Here is an 18,874-nt window from a genome sequence, read left to right on the forward strand (position 1 = left end):
CCACCACCGGCCCGGCACCTAGAATTGACCCCATGCCCGCAGGCGAATCGTTCTATATCACCACGCCCATCTACTACCCCTCCGATGTGCCGCACATCGGCCACGGGTACACGACGGTAGCGGTCGACACCCTCGCTCGGTGGCACCGCCAGGCCGGCGACGACACCTGGATGCTGACGGGCACCGACGAGCACGGCCAGAAGATGCTGCGGGCCGCGGCCGCGAACAACGTCACGCCGCAGGAGTGGGTCGACAAGCTCGTCAGCGAGAGCTGGTTCCCGCTGCTGACGACGCTCGACGTCGCCAACGACGACTTCATCCGCACCACGCAGGAGCGTCACGAGACGAACGTGCAGACGTTCTTCCAGCGCCTGTACGACCGCGGCTACATCTACGCGGGCGAGTACGAGGCCCTCTACTGTGTGGGCTGCGAGGAGTTCAAGCCCGAGTCCGAGATCGTCGACGGCACCGGCCCCTTCGAGGGATTGAAGGTCTGCGCGATCCACTCGAAGCCGCTGGAACTGCTGCAGGAGAAGAACTACTTCTTCAAGCTCAGCGAGTTCCAGGACCGCCTGCTCGACCTGTACCGCACGCAGCCCGACTTCGTCCGCCCCGACTCGGCGCGCAACGAGGTCGTCTCGTTCGTCAGCCAGGGACTGAAGGACCTGTCGATCTCGCGTTCGACGTTCGACTGGGGCATTCCGCTGCCGTGGGACGAGTCGCACGTCATCTACGTGTGGGTCGACGCACTGCTCAACTACGCCACCGCGGTCGGCTACGGCGCCGACGAGGAGACCTTCGCGCGCCGCTGGCCCGCGTACCACGTGGTCGGCAAGGACATCCTCCGCTTCCACGCCGTGATCTGGCCGGCGCTGCTGATGGCCGCAGGGCTCGAGGTGCCGAAGGGCGTGTTCGCGCACGGCTGGCTGCTCGTGGGCGGCGAGAAGATGTCGAAGTCGAAGCTCACCGGCATCGCGCCGACCGAGATCACCGACGTCTTCGGCTCAGACGCGTACCGCTACTACTTCCTGTCGGCGATCGCCTTCGGGCAGGACGGGTCGTTCTCGTGGGAAGACCTCTCCGCGCGGTACCAGTCCGAGCTCGCGAACGGCTTCGGCAACCTCGCCTCGCGCACCACGGCGATGATCGAGAAGTACTTCTCTGGGCTCGTGCCGCCGGCTGCCGAGTACATCGAGCAGGACCTCGCGATCCAGAAGATCGTCGCGGATGCCTCGACGAAGGCGGATGCCGCCGTCGCGCAGTTCCGCATCGACGAGGCCATCTCGGCGATCTGGACGATCGTCGACGCGCTGAACGGGTACATCACCGAGAACGAGCCGTGGGCTCTGGCCCGCGACGAGGCCCAGCGCGAGCGCCTCGGCACCGTGCTCTACACCTGCGCCGAGGGGTTGCGTGCGCTCGCCGTGCTGCTCTCGCCGGTCATGCCGCAGTCGACCGAGAAGCTCTGGCACGCGCTGGGCGCCGGTGACTCGCTCGGCCGCCTGCAGAACCAGCCCATCCGTGAGGCCGGCACCTGGGGCGCGCTGCGCCCCGGAACGAGCGTCAACGCGCTCGCGCCGCTGTTCCCGCGGGTGGAGTCCACGGCCTGACGCATGGCTGACACGTACGTCCGCGAGCGCTCCGGAGACGGCCGCAAGGATCTGAAGTATCCGGCCGCTCCCGAGCCGCTCGCGGTGCCCGTCTACGACAACCATGCGCATCTCGAGATCCTCGACGGCGACGAGCCGCTGTCGCTGACAGAGCAGCTCGACCGCGCCGCCGCCGTCGGCATCGCCGGTGTGATCCAGGCGTCGGGCGATATCGAGTCGTCGCGGTGGGCGGTGGAGGCCGCGACATCCGATCCTCGTGTGCTGGCGGCTGTGGCGATCCATCCGAATGACGCGCCGACCTACGCCGAGGAGGGTCGTCTCGGCGGTGTCGGTCTGGATGAGGCGATCGCCGTGATCGACGAACTCGCCGCGCACCCGCGGGCGAGAGCGATCGGCGAGACGGGGCTGGACTTCTTCCGCACCGAACCCGAGCGGCAGGCGCCCCAGCACGAGTCGTTCGAGGCGCACATCGCGCTCGCCAAGAAGCACGGCATCGCGATGCAGATCCACGATCGCGACGCGCACGACGCCGTTCTCGAGACGCTCGCCCGCGTCGGGGCGCCCGACCGCACGGTGTTCCACTGCTTCTCCGGCGACGACGCGATGGCGAAGATCTGCGCGGATGCCGGCTACCACCTGTCCTTCGCCGGGAACGTGACGTTCAAGAACGCGCAGAACCTGCGCGATGCGCTGAAGGTCACCCCGCTCGACCGCATCCTCGTCGAGACGGATGCGCCGTTCCTCACGCCCGTCCCGTTGCGTGGTCGGCCCAACGCCCCGTACCTCGTGCCGATCACCGTGCGGTTGATGGCCGCAGAGCTCGGACTCGACGTCGATGAGCTCTCCGCGCAGATCGCCGCGAACACGCTCCGCGTCTACGGGTCCTTCGACTGACCGCCGGGATGTAGTCGCATCGTGATAGATTCGCGACTACAAGGAGGCGGATCATGCAGCAAGTAGGAATTCGCGAACTGAAGACGCACCTCAGTACCTACGTCAGCGCGGCGCGCGCCGGCGAGAGCACGGTCATCACCGATCGGGGTGTGGCGGTCGCGAGACTCGTGCCGATCACGTCCGAGGATGCGCTCGAGAAGCTGATCGCCGAAGGCATCGCAACCCGTCCCTCCGTTGCGCGTCGGCCACGCCCTGCACCGATCGACGCCGGGACCGCACTGAGCGATCTCGTCATCGAGCAGCGTGGATGATCGTCTACTTCGACACCTCTGCGTTCATCCCGTTACTGCTGCAGGAGCCCGGAACACCGGTCGCTGCCCGGCTGTGGGATGAAGGCGCCGCAGTCTTCAGCTCGAGACTCATCATCGTCGAAACTGCTGCCGCCATCGCGATGGGGCAGCGGATGAATCGCGTGTCGTGGAGCGAGGCTGATGCGCTGCGAGAAGCGAGCGGTGAGCTCCTCCGGCAGCTCACCCTGATCGAGGCCGCGCCCACGGTGGTCGAGGCAGCGGCGGAACTCGCCAGCCGACACGGACTGCGCGGTTACGACGCCATGCACCTCGCATCGGTGTCGATGGTGCTGACGCCCGGAGTGCTGATCGCGAGCGGAGACCATCGCCTTCTCGAGGCCGCGCTCGCGGAGGGCTTCGGGACCGTCGACACGAGCGGTCGATCCTGATCGCTCAGATCGCGTCTGCCGCGCCGTCCACCGGCTTCGCACTCACGATCTGCGAGATCGGCTTCCACACGAAGACGAGCGTGAGGGCCGCTCCCGCGAAAGCGAACCACCACGGTCCGGTCAGCCCCCAGATCTCGGCGATCACACCGCCGAGCGCCTGACCGATCACCATGCCGCCGAACACACCCACCATGTTCACCGAGGCCACCCGCCCCTGCAGTTCGGCCGGGACGAGCCGCTGCCGCACGGTCGTCGAGATCGTGCCCCAGACGAACGCGTAGGCGCCGAAGAAGAACATGATCACGAGCGCGACCCAGCCGGTGGTCGTGAGCGCGAACGAGAGGTGCATGAGCACCTCCAGCGACAGCACCACGCGCATGAGCGTCGCGAACGACACGTGTCGTTCCAGCCAGCCGAAGCTCACCGTCGCGAGGATTCCTCCCAGAGCGGATGCCGTGGTGAGCGCTCCGAAGCCGACGGCACCCATGTTCAGGTGCTCGGTCGCGTACAGCACGAGCACGCCCCAGGGTGCCGCCCAGGTGACGTTGAACAGCAGGATGATCAGCACCAGCATCCGCACCGGCGGATTGCGCCACAGCCACCGAAGCCCCTCGGCGATGTCAGTGCGCACCGGCGGATGCTCTTTCTCCTGGGTCCCTGAGCCTGTCGAAGGGCGCGCCGGGACGGGCGTCTTCGCCATCCGCGAGATCAGCACGACGGCGAGCGATACGCAGATCACCTCGACCAGGAACGGCCAGGCTGTACCTGCGGCGAACAGGAAGGCGCCGAGCGGCGGTCCGGCGAACTGGTTCGCCACGAGATACCCCGCCTGCAGGCGCGCGTTGCCGATGCCGAGATCGGCCGGCTTCACGAGCATCGGCAGCAGCGTGCTGCCTGCCGTGTCGACGAACACTTCCGCCGTGCCGTAGAGGAAGGCGACCGCAAGCACGATCCAGATGTTCGCGGTGCCCGTGACGAGGAACATGCAGAGGCCCGCGAGGACGACCGCGCGCGCGGCATTGGCGAACATCACCAGCCGGCGACGGTCGAAGCGGTCGGCGATCGCACCGGCGTGCAGCCCGAAGAGCAGCCAGGGCAGGAACTGCAGGATCGCCCCCGATGCGACGAGCAGCGGAGACGAGGTCATCGATGCGATCAGCAGCGGCGCGGCCGCCAGAGCGACACCGTCGCCGACGTTGCTCGTCCACGATGACGCGAGCAGCCACCGGAAATCACGGCCCATGCGGCGAGGCGCGACGAGTTCACCGAGGGAGGGCATCCCGAAAGACTACTGAGGGTGAGGGACAATGGACGGATGACCATCACCCTGCTCGGCGCCTCCGAGATCCGCCGCCTCGCCGCCGAGCTCGACGTGACCCCGACGAAGAAGCTCGGGCAGAACTTCGTCGTCGATGCCAACACCGTCCGCAAGATCGTGCAGGCCGCTCGCGTCCAGCCGGGGGAGCGGGTCGTCGAGGTCGGTCCTGGTCTCGGCTCGCTGACTCTCGCGATCCTCGAGACCGGGGCATCCGTGACCGCCGTCGAGATCGATCACCGGCTCGCAGCTCGCCTCGCCCAGACCGCCGCCGAGCACGGCGTCGAGCCCGACCGGCTGACCGTGGTCGACGCCGACGCGCTTCGCATCACCGAGCTGCACGGCGAGCCCACCGTGCTCGTCGCCAACCTGCCGTACAACGTCTCCGTGCCCGTTCTCCTGCACTTCCTGGAGACCTTCCCGTACCTGCAGCGTGGCGTCGTCATGGTGCAGTCCGAGGTCGCGGAGCGGCTTGCCGCCAAGCCGGGGTCGAAGATCTACGGCACCCCGAGCGTCAAGGCGGCGTGGTACGGGGAGTGGAAGCTCTCGGGCACCGTGTCGCGTCAGGTGTTCTGGCCGGTCCCGAACGTCGACAGCCTGCTGGTCGGATTCGACCGCGCCGAGGGGGAGCGGGGGCCGGAGGACGAGCGTCGCCGCACCTTCCAGATCGTGGATGCCGCGTTCAACCAGCGCCGGAAGATGCTGCGGCAAGCGCTGTCCGGGATCTTCGGCAGTTCCGCCGCGGCATCCGAGGTCCTGATCGCCGCCGGCGTCGCCCCCACCGCCCGCGGCGAAGACCTCACGGTCGAGGACTATCAGCGCATCGCGCAGCACGCGGTCTCGATGAGCGAGTCGGGCATCAGGGACTAATCTGGCACGGTGACCGAGTCTCCGCGCTTCCGCCCCGACGTTCCCGAACTCCACCGTCCGTACGCGGCCGACGAGAGCCGCTACCAGCAGTTCGAGTACCGCCAGGTCGGCACCTCGGGCCTGTTCCTGCCGCCGATCTCGCTCGGCCTGTGGTGGAACTTCGGTGACAACATCCCGCTCGACAACCAGCGTGCTCTGCTGCGCCACGCGTTCGACCGGGGTATCACGCACTTCGACCTGGCGAACAACTACGGCCCGCCCTACGGCTCGGCCGAGAAGAACTTCGGGCGCATCTTCGCCGAGGACTTCCGGCCCTACCGCGATGAGCTGATCATCTCGTCCAAGGCCGGCTGGGACATGTGGCCGGGGCCCTACGGCGACTTCGGCAGCCGCAAGTACATCCTCGCGAGCGCCGAGCAGTCGCTCACCCGCATGGGTCTCGACCACGTCGACATCTTCTACTCGCACCGCGCCGATCCGGTGACCCCCGTCGCCGAGACCGTCGCCGCCCTCGACACGCTCGTGCGACAGGGCAAGGCGCTCTACGTCGGGATCTCGTCGTACAGCGCCGAGCGCACCGCCGAGGCCGTGGCGGTCGCGAAAGACCTCGGCACGCCGCTCGTCATCCACCAGCCGGCCTACTCGATCCTGAACCGCTGGGTGGAGGACGGTCTGACCGAGACGCTGGAGCAGTCGGGTCTCGGCGCCATCGCGTTCACCCCGCTGGCGCAGGGGCTGCTCACCGACAAGTACCTCGGAGACGGCACGGCCGAGCGCGCGCAGAAGCGCGGCTCGCTCCCGGAAGCCCCGCTCGACGAATCCGCTCTGCAGACCCTGCGCGGGCTGAACGAGATCGCCCAGGGTCGCGGCCAGTCGCTGGCGCAACTCGCGCTGCAGTGGACCCTCCGCAATCCCGTCGTCGCCTCGGCGCTGATCGGCGCCTCCCGCCCCGAGCAGCTCGACGAGAACATCGCCGCCGTGAACGGTCCGGCGCTCACCGTCGAGGAGCTCGCGCGCATCGACGAGATCGCCGGCGGCATCGACGTCGACCTGTGGGCCTCGTCGACGGAGCTCTGAACCGCTCATGAGCTTCGCCGCCACCACCGACTCGGTCCGCGTGCGTGCGCCGGGCAAGATCAACGTCTACCTCGGTGTCGGCGGGAAGCACGAGGAGGGCTATCACGCCCTCGCGACGGTGTTCCAGGCGGTGTCGCTCTACGAGGACGTGACCGCGCGGCATGCCGACGACTTCTCCATCACGGTGTCCGGAGTCGAGGATGTGGACTCCGTCCCGCTGGACGACCGGAATCTTGCGATGCGGGCGGCGAAGCTGCTCGCGACGGCGACCGAGTACACGGGTGGTGTCGCCCTCGAGATCCGCAAGAGCGTGCCGGTGGCCGGCGGCATGGGCGGGGGATCGGCGGATGCCGCGGCGGCACTCGTCGCCTGCGACGCGCTGTGGGGCACCGGCCTCTCACCCGCGCGGATGCACGATCTCGCCGCGCGGCTCGGCGCCGATGTGCCGTTCGCGCTGCACGGTGGCACCGCCGTCGGCACCGGCCGCGGCGATCAGCTCAATCCGGCGCTCGCGCGAGGCCGTTTCGACTGGATCCTGGTGACGAGCGACGAGGGGCTGTCGACGCCCGTGGTCTACGAGCGGCTCGACATCCTCCGCGACGAGGAGGGCGCGCTCGCCGACGACCCTCCGCTCTCCCTGGATGTGCCGATCCCCGTGCTCCAGGCGCTGCGCTCGGGTGACCCCGCGCAGCTCGCCGATGGTCTGTTCAACGACCTGCAGGCGGCGGCCGTGTTCGAGCGTCCCGACCTGGAAGACGTGATCCGTCGGGGTGTCGAGGCGGGGGCGCTGCAGGGCATCGTCTCGGGATCGGGCCCGACGATCGCTCTGCTGTGCCCCGATCCGGAGACCGCGCAGGACGTGCAGACCACCCTCCGCGAGGCGGGTCTGGACCCGTTGCACGTGCACGGCCCCGTAGCCGGCGCGCGCATCCTCTCCTGACCTTCCGCTCGCCTGTCGTGCATCACAGGATGCACGCACGGCCATCGCCAGACATAATGAAGTGACGATGTGACCGTGCACATGCGAGGAGGCCTGCGATGTCGACTGCCTCCGAGCGTGCCCGGATGCCGAGCATCCGCGATGTCGCGCGTCTGGCGGGCGTGTCGCACCAGACCGTCTCGCGGGTGCTGAACGATCACCCGAGCATCCGTCCCGAGACGAAGGCCAAGGTCCTCGACGCGATCTCGGTGCTGGACTATCGTCCGAATCTCGCGGCCCGCGCGCTGGTGACGAGCAAGTCGAACATGCTCGGCGTCCTGTCGGCGACCATCGGAGAGTTCGGTCCGACGTCGTCGATCGCCAGCATCGAGGATGCCGCCCGGGAAGAGGGATATTCGGTCTCGACCCTGAATCTCGCCGACACGACGCCGGAGGCGATCGGCAACGCCGTGCGCCAGCTCTCGCGCGAGCAGGTCGACGGGATCGTGGTGCTCGCGCCGCAGGTGCGCGTCTTCCATGTCCTGCGCGGAATGTCTCCGGACATCCCGTTCGTGAACCTGCAGACCGCGTCCGGCTCGGACGGGGTCAGCCTCTCGGCCGATCAGGTCGCAGGCGCCAGGGCGGCAACCGAACATCTCATCTCGCTCGGGCACGTCGACATCCTGCATCTGGCCGGCCCGCAGGACTGGATCGAGGCGGAGTCGCGCATGCGGGGATACCTCGACGCGTTGCGGGAGGCCGACCTGCCCACCTTCCCGCCGATCCGAGGCGATTGGTCGGCGGACTTCGGGTATTTCGCGGGGCAGGAGCTGTCGCGCCGCCGCGACTTCACGGCGGTCTTCGCCGCAAACGATCTGATGGCGATCGGCCTGATGCACGGCTTCCGCGACGCCCGCATCCGTGTGCCGCACGACGTCAGCGTGGTCGGTTTCGACGACATCCCCGTCGCCGCGCATGTCGCGCCGACCCTGACCACCGTGCACCAGGACTTCCCCGAGCTCGGTCGTCGAGCGGTGCGGATCCTGCTCGCGCAGATCCGCGGCGAGCAGGTTCCGGAGTTCGGTCCGCTGAAGACGCTGCTCCGCGCGCGCGAGTCCGCCGCATCACGGTAGCGACACGAAATACTGGCGCGGACTTGACAGATGTCGGGTTCTGCGAGGACGATGTAATCCAATGTGAACGGTCACATCGAAGGTGACCGCACGTCTGCAAGGAAAGATACGTGAGCACCACAGCAACGTTGCCGACAGTGTCAGGCCCCATTCTCGAGATGCGCAGCATCACGAAGGAATTCCCGGGGGTCAAGGCACTCGCCGACGTATCCATCACCGTGCGCGCCGCCGAGATCCACGCGATCTGCGGCGAGAACGGCGCCGGGAAGTCCACCCTGATGAAGGTGCTCTCGGGTGTCTACCCGTACGGCACCTACGACGGCGAGATCCTCCTCTACGGCGAAGAGCAGCGCTTCAAGGACATCGTCGCGAGCGAGCAGGCCGGCATCGCGATCATCCACCAGGAGCTCGCGCTGATCCCCGAGCTCTCGATCACCGAGAACATCTTCCTCGGCAACGAGATCAGCCACCTGGGACGCATCGACTGGCAGGCGCAGAAGCAGCGGGCGGCCGAGCTGCTCGCACGCGTCGGTCTCAGCGAAGACCCCGACGTGCAGATCAAGACCCTCGGCGTCGGCAAGCAGCAGCTCATCGAGATCGCCAAGGCCCTCAACAAGGACGTCAGGCTCCTCATCCTCGACGAGCCGACCGCCGCGCTCAATGAGTCCGACTCGCAGCACCTGCTCGACCTGATCCTCGGCCTCAAGGCCAAGGGCATCGCGTCGATCATGATCAGCCACAAGCTCAACGAGATCGAGCAGATCGCCGATGAGATCACCATCATCCGCGACGGCCGCACCGTCGAGACGCTCGACATCTCGCGCGGCGAGATCAACGAGGACCGCATCATCCGCGGGATGGTCGGCCGGTCGCTGGAGAGCCGCTACCCCGACCGCACGCCCGACATCGGAGAGGTCTTCTTCGAGGTCAAGGACTGGTGGGTGCAGCATCCGACCGTCTCCGAGCGCATGGTCGTAAAGGGTTCGCACCTCAACGTGCGCCGCGGCGAGGTCGTCGGCATCGCGGGACTCATGGGCGCCGGACGCACCGAGTTCGCGATGAGCATGTTCGGCCGCTCCTACGGCACGTTCCTGGGCGGCACGATGATCAAGGACGGTCAGGAGATCGTCCTGCCCGATGTCGCCGCCGCGATCAAGCACGGTCTCGCCTACGTGAGCGAGGACCGCAAGACGCTCGGCCTCAACCTCCTCGACACGATCAAGCGGTCCGTGGTCGCCGCGAAGCTCTCGAAGATCTCCCGCCGCGGCGTCGTCGACGCTCGCGAGGAGTTCGAGATCGCCGACCGCTATCGCAAGGCGCTGCGGATCAAGACTCCTTCGGTCGAGGAAGGCGTCGGAAAGCTCTCCGGCGGCAACCAGCAGAAGGTCGTCCTCGCGAAGTGGATGTTCACCGACCCCGACCTGCTGATCCTCGACGAGCCCACCCGCGGCATCGACGTCGGAGCGAAGTACGAGATCTACGCGATCATCAACGAGCTCGCGGCACAGGGCAAGGGCGTCATCGTCATCTCCAGCGAGCTGCCGGAGCTGCTGGGCATCTCCGACCGCATCTACACCGTCTTCGAAGGTCGGGTCACCGACTGCATCCCGGCCGACCAGGCGACACCCGAGGCCCTCATGCGCAGCATGACCTCCGCGAACCAGAAAGCATCCGCATGACCACCGAATCCACCCCCGCGAAGAGCGGATTCCACTTCAAGGACATCACGAAGATGTTCGGAGGCGGCGGCACGTCGACGCTGCGTCAGTTCGGCATCCTCGGCAGCCTGATCGTCATCATCGTGCTGTTCGAGGTGCTGACCCTGCTGCGCAACGGCCCCAACGGCGCGACGCTCACCTCGGGCAACCTGATCAACGTCATCAACCAGTACTCGTTCATCCTGATCCTCGCGATCGGCATGGTGATGGTCATCATCATGGGGCACATCGACCTCTCGGTCGGCTCCGTCGCCGCTCTCACCGGCATCATCGTCGCCAAGTCGATGGAGGAATGGAATCTGGCCTGGCCGCTCGCGATCCTGCTCGGCCTCGCCGTGGGAGCCGCGGTCGGCGCGTGGCAGGGATTCTGGGTCGCCTACGTCGGTGTTCCCGCTTTCATCGTGACTCTGGCCGGCATGCTCCTCTTCCGCGGCATGCAGCAGTGGATCGGTGACGCGCAGACCATTCCCGTGCCGAAGGGATTCCAGATCATCGGGACGGGCTACCTGCCCGAGATCGGCATCCCGCTGCCGTTCAACATCCCGACGATGCTGCTCGCGCTCGTCGCGGTCGCCTGGCTCGTGTTCTGGGAGATCCGTACCCGCCGCGTCCAGAAGAAGATGGGCTCCGACCGGGCGCCCCTGTGGGTGAGCGTGACCAAGGTCGTGCTGCTCTCCGTCGTCGTGCTCGCTGCGGCGTGGATGTTCGCCACGGGTCGTCCCGGGACGAGCTTCCCGGTGCCCGGCCTGATCCTGCTGGGCCTCGTCATCGTCTACACCTTCATCACGAGCAACACCGTGTTCGGACGCCACATCTACGCGGTCGGCGGCAACCGGCAGGCGGCGCGCCTCTCGGGCGTGAAGGACCGCTGGGTCGACTTCTTCGTGATGATGAACATGTCGGTGCTCGCGGCTCTCGCCGGCATGATCTTCGTCGCCCGCTCCCAGGCTTCCGGGCCGAACGACGGCACCGGCTGGGAACTCGACGCCATCGCCTCTGTCTTCATCGGTGGTGCTGCGGTCGCCGGCGGTATCGGCACCGTGATCGGCTCGATCATCGGTGGTCTCGTGATGGCCTTCCTCAACAACGGCCTCGCGCTGCTCGGCCAGGGTGCCGACGTCGTCTCGATGGTCAAGGGCGTCGTGCTCCTGTTCGCCGTGGGAATCGACGTCTGGAACAAGCAGCAGGGGCGCCCGTCGCTCATCGGCTTCATGACGCGCCGCTTCGGCCGCAAGGAGGATCCTGCGCTGCAGACCTTCGAGCCCAACAAGACCTACCAAGCCCCACCCGTCGACAAGACGAGCGGAAAGTAGGGGTCGACTCGCGTTCGCACGCGTGAGACGACCTTCACACACCAGAGAAAGAGATCACATGAAGAAGATTCTTCTGACGGCGACAGCGCTTGTCGCCGCGGGCGCCTTCGCACTCACCGGCTGCTCTGCGGAGCGCGGCGGCGACACCGGAGCCGATGGCGGCGACGAGGCAGCAGCGGGTTTCGCGGCTGACTCGACGATCGGTGTCGCGCTTCCGGACAAGACCTCGGAGAACTGGGTTCTCGCGGGTGAGCTGTTCAAGAACGGACTCGAAGAGGCCGGCTTCAAGGCCGACGTGCAGTACGCTCCGGCGTCCAACACGGTTGCCGAGCAGCAGAACCAGATCCAGGCTCTCGTCACCAACGGCGCCAAGGTCATCATCATCGGTGCCAAGGACGGCAAGCAGCTGGCGACCCAGGTGCAGGCTGCCCAGGACGCCGGCGCGAAGGTCATCGCCTACGACCGTCTGATCGAGAACACCGAGGCCGTCGACTACTACGTCGCCTTCGACAACTTCAAGGTCGGTCAGCTCCAGGGGCAGGCTCTGCTCGACGGTCTCGCCGAGCGCGCGGGCCACGAGGCTCCGTACAACATCGAGCTGTTCTCGGGCTCGCCGGATGACGCGAACTCCGCGGTCTTCTTCGACGGGGCCATGGAGGTCCTGCAGCCGAAGATCGACGACGGAACGCTCGTCGTCGTCTCGGGTCAGACCGAGATCGCCCAGACGGCGACCGAGGGTTGGCTGCCGGAGAACGCGCAGAACCGCGCCGACACGCTGCTCACCTCGTCGTACAGCGGTGACACCGTCCTCGACGGCGTCCTGTCCCCGAACGACACCCTTGCTCGCGCCATCATCACCTCGGTGCAGCAGGCCGGCAAGCCGGTCCCGGTCGTCACGGGTCAGGACTCCGAGGTCGAGTCCGTCAAGTCGATCATGGAGGGCGTCCAGTACTCCTCGATCAACAAGGACACCACGCTCCTGGTCGAGCAGGCCATCAAGATGGTCGGCCAGCTCCAGAAGGGCGAAGAGGCCGAGGTCAACGACGAAGAGTCCTACGACAACGGCGCGAAGATCGTGCCGTCGTACCTGCTCGAGCCGCTGATCGTCACGAAGGAGAACGCGGCCGAGGCATACGCCAACGTCCCGAGCCTCCTCGAGATCGTCAAGTCCTACGAGTAAGACACTCGCCTTCATCGAGGGCTGAGCGAGCCGTCCGGCCGATCCTCTTCGTGGGGGTCGGTCCGGGCGGCTCTTTCGCGTGTGGGGGACGTTCTGACACAGGGGAGGCCGGGCGATCAGAATGGCGCTGCACTCGTGCCGGCATCCGTGAAGGTGACAGTGTTCTGCGCCGGGGGCTGGTCGATGTACGTGCGGCCCAGCGGGCTGGTCCATTCGAGCACCCCGCCCGGACGCTGCTCGACATGCCAGGGCGAGTGGTGCTTCAGCATGTGATGTCGTCGACAGAATGCCGCGAGGTTCTCGTGCGACGTGGCTCCGCCCGTCGAGGCGGCGACGTTGTGGTCGATGTCGCACTTGCGCGCGGCGAGACCGCAGGTGGGGAAACGGCAGCGTTGATCGCGTGCCCTGAGATGTCGTCGCAGCTGTTCGCCGGGACGGTAGCGGTCGACCGAGAGTACGGCGCCGTTGGTCGGATGCGTGAAGACGCGATCCCATCCCGGTACGGATCCGGCGAAGAAGCGAGCGGTGCCGATGTCTATCGGCATCTCGCCATCGAGTTCGGCGGGAGGCGAATGGCATTCGTCCGCAGTCCCGTCCTGGCCGTCCCGCAGCGACGACGCCGGCACCGTCACCTCGACCCGAGCCTGAATCGCATCGAGCAGTCCGTCTTCGGTGTCGTGCGCGAGCGGGCTGCCGGTGAGCACGAGGTCGGCCATCAGGTCCGCGCGCAGCTGGTCGACCGTGCGCTCATCGCGCACAGCGCCGGACTCCTTCGCAGCCCTGCCGTTCTCCTCTTTGAGAGCGTGCGCCATCTGTGAGAGCCGATCGAACATGCCGTGCACGATTGCCGCCGGACCGTGCATGCCGATCTCGGCCATGCCGTCGTCGCCCTCCTTCATCCACACCCGCCGCTTCTCACGGGCGTCGCGATGCCGCTCGGTCACGGAGCGCTTCTGGTACTTCTCCGCGATCCGCCGGGCGATGCGGCGCAGACGGTTCGGCGACTCGACGGCTGCGGCCTCGAGTGCCTCCGCGGCGTAGGCCGCGCGATCCGCCTCGTCGTCCAGATGAGCGCCTGCGTCGACGATCACGCGCGAATGGGCGGCGCTGATGCGTCCCGCGCCCTGCGCGTGCCAGACCGAGGGGAAGCGGTCGACCACCCACGACGCGTCGGACATGCGCCGCTCCACGGTGCGGTCGCTCACGCGTTGGATGGTGCCGATCTCGGCAGCGACCGAACGGATCGTCATTTCCCCGCCATCCGGGTGGCCCGCCTCCTGGGCGATGTCGACCGCAAGCCGTCCGGCCATAGCAAGAAGCCCGTCGCGCGCCGCCTGCATGCTGCTCAGCGTCGCCTCGGCCGCGGCCAGCGACTCGACCAGATCGGCGAGCATCGCCATCTGGGAGTCCGTGGCATCGACCATCGCTTCCATGACTTCAGTACATCAGCAACCACCTACATTCGAAGATATGTTCGTCCTCGAGTCAGGATGCGTGCGGCGCTAGTCCCAGATCGGGTCGTCGGGGTCTGGGGAGTCCGTCCCGTCGGCGTCGGTCATGATGCGCGCCTCATCGATCCATGACGTGAGCTGACCGTCGTGAAGCATATGCGGTCGCGGCGTGCCGAGAAGATCGGGGGTCGTCACGATGTCCAGCGGCTCCTCGCTCGCGAAGATGACGACGTTGTTGAGCGGTCCTTCCTCGTCGGTCGGGTCGGCGTCGAGAACGACGGCGACGTGGTCGAACACCGTGCTCAGAGTGGCCGCCTGTCGCCGCGAATACTCGAACGGATGCCCATCGAGCAGGTTGACTGCCACGACGCCGTCGGCGGCCGAGCGCGCGGCGACCCGGCGGTAGAACTCCTGACTGGCAACACGGTGTCGGATGACGGCGGCATCCCAGAGATCGACGACTGTGAAGCGCGCATCCACCCAATCCGTGTCGACCGCGGTGGCGTCCGTCGCTCCAGCGCCGAGCGCGGGGGAAGGGGTTCGCCCCTCGCCAGGAAGCTCCGCGTCTGCGACTGCGCGCGCATCGCCGAAGATGACTCGCAGGTCGGCGCCCGCGGCAAGAGGCAGCGCGGCGATCACGGCGGCATAGAGAGCGGGCTCGAACTCGACCACGAGTTGCGGCGACCCGGCACGGGTGGCCTCGACGTAGCGGGCCAGCGTGAGTGCTCCGGCCCCGAGATGCACGGTGAACAGCGGCTCACCGGGCTCGGCCGCGGCATCGATCGCTCGGGCGATGTGCTGGATGTAGGCGTATTCGAGTTCGGTGGGCTCGGTCATCGAGACGACGGACTGCGGAATCCCATCGACGCTGAGCTCGTAGCGACCTGGTCGCCTCTTCGACTCCACCAGCTTCGCCTTGCGATTGTCGAGCGAGAGCGAGAACACCCGGCGATTCCTTGGCACCCGTCGATCTTAGGTCGCGCGAGACCGGTCGGAGATCGCGCCCACCGCACGCGACTACCCTGGAGAGGACATGGCACATCTTCTCGGGGCCGAAGGCCTCCACCTCGAATACCCGACCCGCGTCGTCTTCGACTCCGTCACCCTCGGAATCGAGGAGGGCGACAGGATCGGCATCGTCGGCCGCAACGGCGACGGCAAATCCAGCCTCCTCGGCATGCTCGCGGGCACCAAGCAGCCGAACGCCGGCCGCGTGACCGTGCGCGGCGGCATCCGCATCGGCGTCCTCGACCAGGCCGACACGCTCGCCGACGACGTCACGATCAGCCAGGCCGTGGTCGGCGACACCCCCGAGTACGAGTGGGCCGGGGACTCCCGGGTGCGCGACGTGATCGAGGGACTCCTGAAGGACCTGCCGTGGGATGCCGAGATCGGCTCGCTCAGCGGTGGTCAGCGCCGCCGGGTCTCGCTCGCGAAGCTCCTCGCCGGAGACTGGGACGTCGTCGCGCTCGACGAGCCCACCAACCATCTCGATGTCGAGGCGATCACCTGGCTCGCCGGACACCTCAAGCGGCGCTGGAACGCGAACTCCGGCGCCCTGATGGTCGTGACCCACGATCGCTGGTTCCTCGACGAGATCTGCACCGAGACGTGGGAGGTGCACGACCGCATCGTCGAGCCCTTCGAGGGCGGATACGCCGCGTACATCCTGCAGCGCGTCGAGCGCGACCGCATGAACGCGACGATGGAGGCGAAGCGGCAGAACCTCGCGAAGAAGGAGCTCGCCTGGCTTCGTCGCGGCGCGCCTGCGCGCACGGCCAAGCCCAAGTTCCGCATCGACGCCGCGAACGATCTCATCGCCGACGTGCCGGAGATCCGCGACAAGGTCTCGCTGCAGTCCCTCGCGGTCTCCCGGCTCGGCAAGGACGTCGTCGATCTGCTCGACGTCGGCGTGACCTACCCCCGGACGGACGGCGGCACGCGCGAAGTGCTGCGCGACATCGAGTGGCGCATCGCGCCGGGGGAGCGCACCGGCATCCTCGGGGTGAACGGCGCGGGCAAGTCCACGCTCCTCGGCCTCATCGCCGGCACCGTCGAGCCGACCGTCGGGCAGGTGAAGCGCGGCAAGACCGTGGTCGTCAAGACGCTCACCCAGCGCCTCGATGAACTCGAAGACGTGCGGCATGAACCCGTGCGCGTGATCATCTCGCGGCTGCGCACCTCGTACACGCTCGGCGCCGGCTCCAAGGCGCAGGACCTCACGCCCGGTCAGCTGCTCGAACGCCTCGGCTTCGACTCCGCGCAGCTCTCCACGCCCGTCAAGGACCTCTCCGGAGGCCAGCAGCGCCGGCTGCAGCTGCTCCTCGTGCTGCTCGACCAGCCGAACGTGCTGATCCTCGACGAGCCCACCAACGACCTCGACACGGACATGCTCGCCGCGATCGAGGATCTGCTCGACTCCTGGTCGGGCACGCTCCTGGTCGTCAGTCACGACCGGTACTTCCTGGAGCGGGTCACCGATCAGCAGTACGCGGTCCTCGACGGCCACCTCCGCCACCTTCCCGGCGGCGTCGACGAGTACCTGCGTCTTCGTCAGCTGCAGGATGCCGCGCCGAGCAAGTCGCAGACCGCGACGAACACCGCGAAGAAGGCATCCGCCCTCGACGGGGCAGCACTCCGCACGGCGCAGAAGGAGGTCGCCTCCCTCGAGCGCCGCATCCAGAAGCTCACGCAGCAGATCAACAAGGCGAAGAACGCGCTCGCCGAGCACGACCAGTCCGACTATGCCGGGATCGCCGACGAGATGAAGGCGATCGGCGACACCCAGGCCGAGATCGAGGAGCTGGAACTGCGCTGGTTCGAGCTCACCGAGCAGCTGGACTGACCGATAAGGAATATCCTTCTCCCACCGGCGTTGGGAGATGGAGATGGAAGGCCTCGAAGTAACCGTCCTGCTCGGACTCACGATTCTTGTCGGAACCCTGATCGCACCGCGCGTGCGCCTCGCCCTGCCCCTCGTGCTCGTCATCTTCGGTCTGCTGCTCGGCTTCGTGCCGGAGCTCCGCGAAGTGCAGCTGCCGCCCGAGATGGTGCTGCTGCTGTTCCTGCCGGTGATCCTGTTCTGGGAGAGCCTCACGACGTCGCTGCGGTCGATCCGCCGCGACTTCCGGTACATCCTGCCGATGAGCACGCTGCTCGTCGTGGCATCCGCGTTCGCTGTGGCCGGCATCGCCGTGCTCTTCGGGATGCCGTGGGAGATCGCCCTGATCCTCGGGGCAGCAGTCGCCCCGCCGGATGCCACAGCCGTCGCGGCCCTCGGCCGTCTGCTGCCTCGCCGCTCCTTCATGAAGCTGAAGGCGGAGAGTCTCACCAACGACGGCACGGCGCTGGTGCTCTACGCGATCGCTGTCTCGCTGGCGCTCGGCGGCCAGATCACCCCGTGGTCGGTCACCTGGGACGTGCTCGTGTCGTACGTCGGCGGGGTCGCGGCCGGAGCCGCCATCGCCGCGCTCGGCTACCTGCTCCTGAGCCGTTCCTCCTCGACGATCGTCATCAACGTCACGCTGCTGCTCATCCCGTTCTCGGCCTTCCTCGTCGCCGAGATCGTGCATGCCTCGGGTGTGCTCGCGGTCGTCGTCGCGGGACTGATCGTGGCATACATCTCGCCGCGCGTGACGACGGCGTCGTCACGGAGGCAGGCGGATGCCGCGTGGCCGTTCGGTGTATTCCTGCTCAACGGAGCCCTGTTCGTCCTGATCGGGCTCGAGGTGCAGTACGTCGCCCACGAGATCTCCGCCGCCGCGATCGGGCGGCTGCTGCTCATCACGCTCGCCGTCTGGGCCACCCTCCTCGTCGTGCGATACCTCTTCCAGCTCTTCAACGCACTCTTCCAGGGGCGTCCGACGTCGCCCCTGCCGCGCGGCGTGCGGTCGCGTGCTCGAGCGGTCTCCACGGTCGCGGGCATGCGCGGTGCGGTCTCGCTCGCCATCGCCCTCTCCGTACCGGCATCCATCAGCGACGGCGGTGCCGTCTCGGGTCGGGATGAGATCGTCTTCATCACCGCCGGCGTCATTCTCCTCAGCCTGCTCGTGCAGGCGCCGCTCCTGCCGATGATCGTGCGCTGGGCGAAGTTCCCGGCCGACCATGCCGAGGACGAGGAGTACGAGCTCGCCGAGCGGGCGATCTCGGGTGCGGCGCTCGCGGCGCTCGACGACCTCGCCGCCGAGCACGGCGTCGGTCAGGAGGTGCGCGACCGAGTGCGCGCCGAGGGATACCAGATGCTGGAGTTCGAGAACGCCCGATCCCTGGCGCGCGAGCAGGCGCTGGTGGATGCCGAGGCCGACGCGCTCGACGACCTCCTCGATGAGCCCGACCCGCTCGGGATCGGGGGAGTCGACACGACTCCCGATCCGACGCCGATCGCGACGGGCCCGACGGGAGGGACGGATGCCGTCGACGGCACGGTCCTGCAGATCATCGCGACCTCGGCGGACGTCGACCTCGCCCAGCGCTCACCGCTGATCCGGCACGAGGAGCACACGCGACTCAAGCTCGCGCTCATCGACCGCAAGCGCGAGGTGCTGCTCGGGCTCCGCGGCGCGGGCACTGTCGACGACATGGTCGTCCGCCGCATCTCCGCCCGGCTCGACCTCGAGCAGGTGCGCCTCCAGGGCATCGAAGAGTTCGACTGAAAC

Annotated in this window: 16 protein-coding genes; 13 read left to right on the forward strand and 3 right to left on the reverse strand. The window is 67.6% G+C overall.

Annotated features, from left to right (window positions below; genetic code table 11):
- Nucleotides 1–32 precede the first annotated feature (32 nt).
- From metG to RS85_RS08130, 4 genes are read left to right on the forward strand one after another with little or no spacing between them, the layout of a single operon-like run.
- Nucleotides 33–1,610: a methionine--tRNA ligase gene (metG, locus tag RS85_RS08115; protein ID WP_046012932.1), complete on the forward strand. Its 1,578-nt coding sequence runs from the start codon at nt 33–35 to the stop codon at nt 1,608–1,610.
- 3 nt (nt 1,611–1,613) lie between these two features.
- Nucleotides 1,614–2,504, forward strand: coding sequence for a TatD family hydrolase (locus tag RS85_RS08120; RefSeq protein WP_046012933.1), 891 nt, complete (start codon nt 1,614–1,616; stop codon nt 2,502–2,504).
- Nucleotides 2,505–2,557: 53 nt separating this feature from the next.
- The gene (locus RS85_RS08125) at nt 2,558–2,815 is read left to right on the forward strand and encodes a type II toxin-antitoxin system Phd/YefM family antitoxin (RefSeq protein WP_046012934.1); all 258 of its coding nucleotides are present in this window, start codon (nt 2,558–2,560) and stop codon (nt 2,813–2,815) included.
- Nucleotides 2,812–3,243, forward strand: coding sequence for a type II toxin-antitoxin system VapC family toxin (locus RS85_RS08130; RefSeq protein ID WP_046012935.1), 432 nt, complete (start codon nt 2,812–2,814; stop codon nt 3,241–3,243). The genes RS85_RS08125 and RS85_RS08130 overlap by 4 nt, the downstream gene beginning before the upstream one ends.
- A 4-nt stretch (nt 3,244–3,247) precedes the next feature.
- Here RS85_RS08130 and RS85_RS08135 read toward each other — a convergent pair whose 3' ends face one another.
- Nucleotides 3,248–4,522, reverse strand: a complete 1,275-nt coding sequence (locus tag RS85_RS08135; RefSeq protein WP_046012936.1) for an MFS transporter — start codon at nt 4,520–4,522, stop codon at nt 3,248–3,250.
- Nucleotides 4,523–4,558: 36 nt separating this feature from the next.
- Between RS85_RS08135 and rsmA the strand changes: the two genes are divergently transcribed.
- From rsmA to RS85_RS08170, 7 genes are all read left to right on the forward strand, one after another.
- Complete coding sequence (rsmA, locus tag RS85_RS08140; RefSeq protein ID WP_046012937.1) at nt 4,559–5,428, forward strand: 16S rRNA (adenine(1518)-N(6)/adenine(1519)-N(6))-dimethyltransferase RsmA; 870 nt, start codon at nt 4,559–4,561, stop codon at nt 5,426–5,428.
- Between the two features lie 9 nt (nt 5,429–5,437).
- Nucleotides 5,438–6,505: an L-glyceraldehyde 3-phosphate reductase gene (gene mgrA / locus RS85_RS08145; protein WP_046012938.1), complete on the forward strand. Its 1,068-nt coding sequence runs from the start codon at nt 5,438–5,440 to the stop codon at nt 6,503–6,505.
- A gap of 7 nt (nt 6,506–6,512) precedes the next feature.
- Nucleotides 6,513–7,445: a 4-(cytidine 5'-diphospho)-2-C-methyl-D-erythritol kinase gene (locus tag RS85_RS08150; RefSeq protein WP_046012939.1), complete on the forward strand. Its 933-nt coding sequence runs from the start codon at nt 6,513–6,515 to the stop codon at nt 7,443–7,445.
- 98 nt (nt 7,446–7,543) lie between these two features.
- Nucleotides 7,544–8,557: a LacI family DNA-binding transcriptional regulator gene (locus tag RS85_RS08155; RefSeq protein ID WP_046012940.1), complete on the forward strand. Its 1,014-nt coding sequence runs from the start codon at nt 7,544–7,546 to the stop codon at nt 8,555–8,557.
- A gap of 158 nt (nt 8,558–8,715) precedes the next feature.
- Nucleotides 8,716–10,236: a multiple monosaccharide ABC transporter ATP-binding protein gene (gene mmsA, locus RS85_RS08160; protein WP_327037210.1), complete on the forward strand. Its 1,521-nt coding sequence runs from the start codon at nt 8,716–8,718 to the stop codon at nt 10,234–10,236.
- Nucleotides 10,233–11,588, forward strand: coding sequence for a multiple monosaccharide ABC transporter permease (gene mmsB, locus RS85_RS08165; RefSeq protein WP_046012942.1), 1,356 nt, complete (start codon nt 10,233–10,235; stop codon nt 11,586–11,588). Before mmsA ends, mmsB begins: the two co-directional genes overlap by 4 nt.
- Before the next feature lie 58 nt (nt 11,589–11,646).
- Entirely contained in the window at nt 11,647–12,768 is a 1,122-nt protein-coding gene (locus RS85_RS08170; protein ID WP_046012943.1) for a substrate-binding domain-containing protein, read from the forward strand.
- A gap of 116 nt (nt 12,769–12,884) precedes the next feature.
- Here RS85_RS08170 and RS85_RS08175 read toward each other — a convergent pair whose 3' ends face one another.
- Together RS85_RS08175 and RS85_RS08180 are read right to left on the reverse strand one after the other, a co-directional pair.
- Nucleotides 12,885–14,201 carry an HNH endonuclease signature motif containing protein gene (locus RS85_RS08175; RefSeq protein ID WP_046012944.1) on the reverse strand — a complete coding sequence of 439 codons (1,317 nt, stop codon included), beginning with the start codon at nt 14,199–14,201 and terminating at the stop codon, nt 12,885–12,887.
- Nucleotides 14,202–14,270: 69 nt separating this feature from the next.
- A complete protein-coding gene (locus tag RS85_RS08180) occupies nt 14,271–15,182 on the reverse strand; it encodes a spermidine synthase (RefSeq protein WP_235282381.1) in 912 nt (303 codons plus the stop codon).
- Between the two features lie 70 nt (nt 15,183–15,252).
- On the opposite strand from RS85_RS08180, the gene RS85_RS08185 reads away from it, so the two are divergent.
- Together RS85_RS08185 and RS85_RS08190 are read left to right on the forward strand one after the other, a co-directional pair.
- Complete coding sequence (locus RS85_RS08185) at nt 15,253–17,064, forward strand: ABC-F family ATP-binding cassette domain-containing protein (RefSeq protein ID WP_046012945.1); 1,812 nt, start codon at nt 15,253–15,255, stop codon at nt 17,062–17,064.
- A gap of 37 nt (nt 17,065–17,101) precedes the next feature.
- Nucleotides 17,102–18,871 carry a Na+/H+ antiporter gene (locus RS85_RS08190; RefSeq protein ID WP_235282382.1) on the forward strand — a complete coding sequence of 590 codons (1,770 nt, stop codon included), beginning with the start codon at nt 17,102–17,104 and terminating at the stop codon, nt 18,869–18,871.
- Nucleotides 18,872–18,874 lie beyond the last annotated feature (3 nt).

Source organism: Microbacterium sp. SA39 (assembly GCF_000967865.1).
GTDB lineage: Bacteria > Actinomycetota > Actinomycetes > Actinomycetales > Microbacteriaceae > Microbacterium.

Excerpts from the sequence above, each read along its gene's own strand:
- metG (WP_046012932.1), top strand. The coding sequence starts at position 33 with ATGCCCGCAGGCGAATCGTTCTATATCACCACGCCCATCTACTACCCC.
- RS85_RS08120 (WP_046012933.1), top strand. The coding sequence starts at position 1,614 with ATGGCTGACACGTACGTCCGCGAGCGCTCCGGAGACGGCCGCAAGGAT.
- RS85_RS08125 (WP_046012934.1), top strand. The coding sequence starts at position 2,558 with ATGCAGCAAGTAGGAATTCGCGAACTGAAGACGCACCTCAGTACCTAC.
- RS85_RS08130 (WP_046012935.1), top strand. The coding sequence starts at position 2,812 with ATGATCGTCTACTTCGACACCTCTGCGTTCATCCCGTTACTGCTGCAG.
- RS85_RS08135 (WP_046012936.1), bottom strand. The coding sequence starts at position 4,522 with ATGCCCTCCCTCGGTGAACTCGTCGCGCCTCGCCGCATGGGCCGTGAT.
- rsmA (WP_046012937.1), top strand. The coding sequence starts at position 4,559 with ATGACCATCACCCTGCTCGGCGCCTCCGAGATCCGCCGCCTCGCCGCC.
- RS85_RS08150 (WP_046012939.1), top strand. The coding sequence starts at position 6,513 with ATGAGCTTCGCCGCCACCACCGACTCGGTCCGCGTGCGTGCGCCGGGC.
- RS85_RS08155 (WP_046012940.1), top strand. The coding sequence starts at position 7,544 with ATGTCGACTGCCTCCGAGCGTGCCCGGATGCCGAGCATCCGCGATGTC.
- mmsA (WP_327037210.1), top strand. The coding sequence starts at position 8,716 with ATGCGCAGCATCACGAAGGAATTCCCGGGGGTCAAGGCACTCGCCGAC.
- mmsB (WP_046012942.1), top strand. The coding sequence starts at position 10,233 with ATGACCACCGAATCCACCCCCGCGAAGAGCGGATTCCACTTCAAGGAC.
- RS85_RS08170 (WP_046012943.1), top strand. The coding sequence starts at position 11,647 with ATGAAGAAGATTCTTCTGACGGCGACAGCGCTTGTCGCCGCGGGCGCC.
- RS85_RS08175 (WP_046012944.1), bottom strand. The coding sequence starts at position 14,201 with ATGGAAGCGATGGTCGATGCCACGGACTCCCAGATGGCGATGCTCGCC.
- RS85_RS08185 (WP_046012945.1), top strand. The coding sequence starts at position 15,253 with ATGGCACATCTTCTCGGGGCCGAAGGCCTCCACCTCGAATACCCGACC.
- RS85_RS08190 (WP_235282382.1), top strand. The coding sequence starts at position 17,102 with ATGGAGATGGAAGGCCTCGAAGTAACCGTCCTGCTCGGACTCACGATT.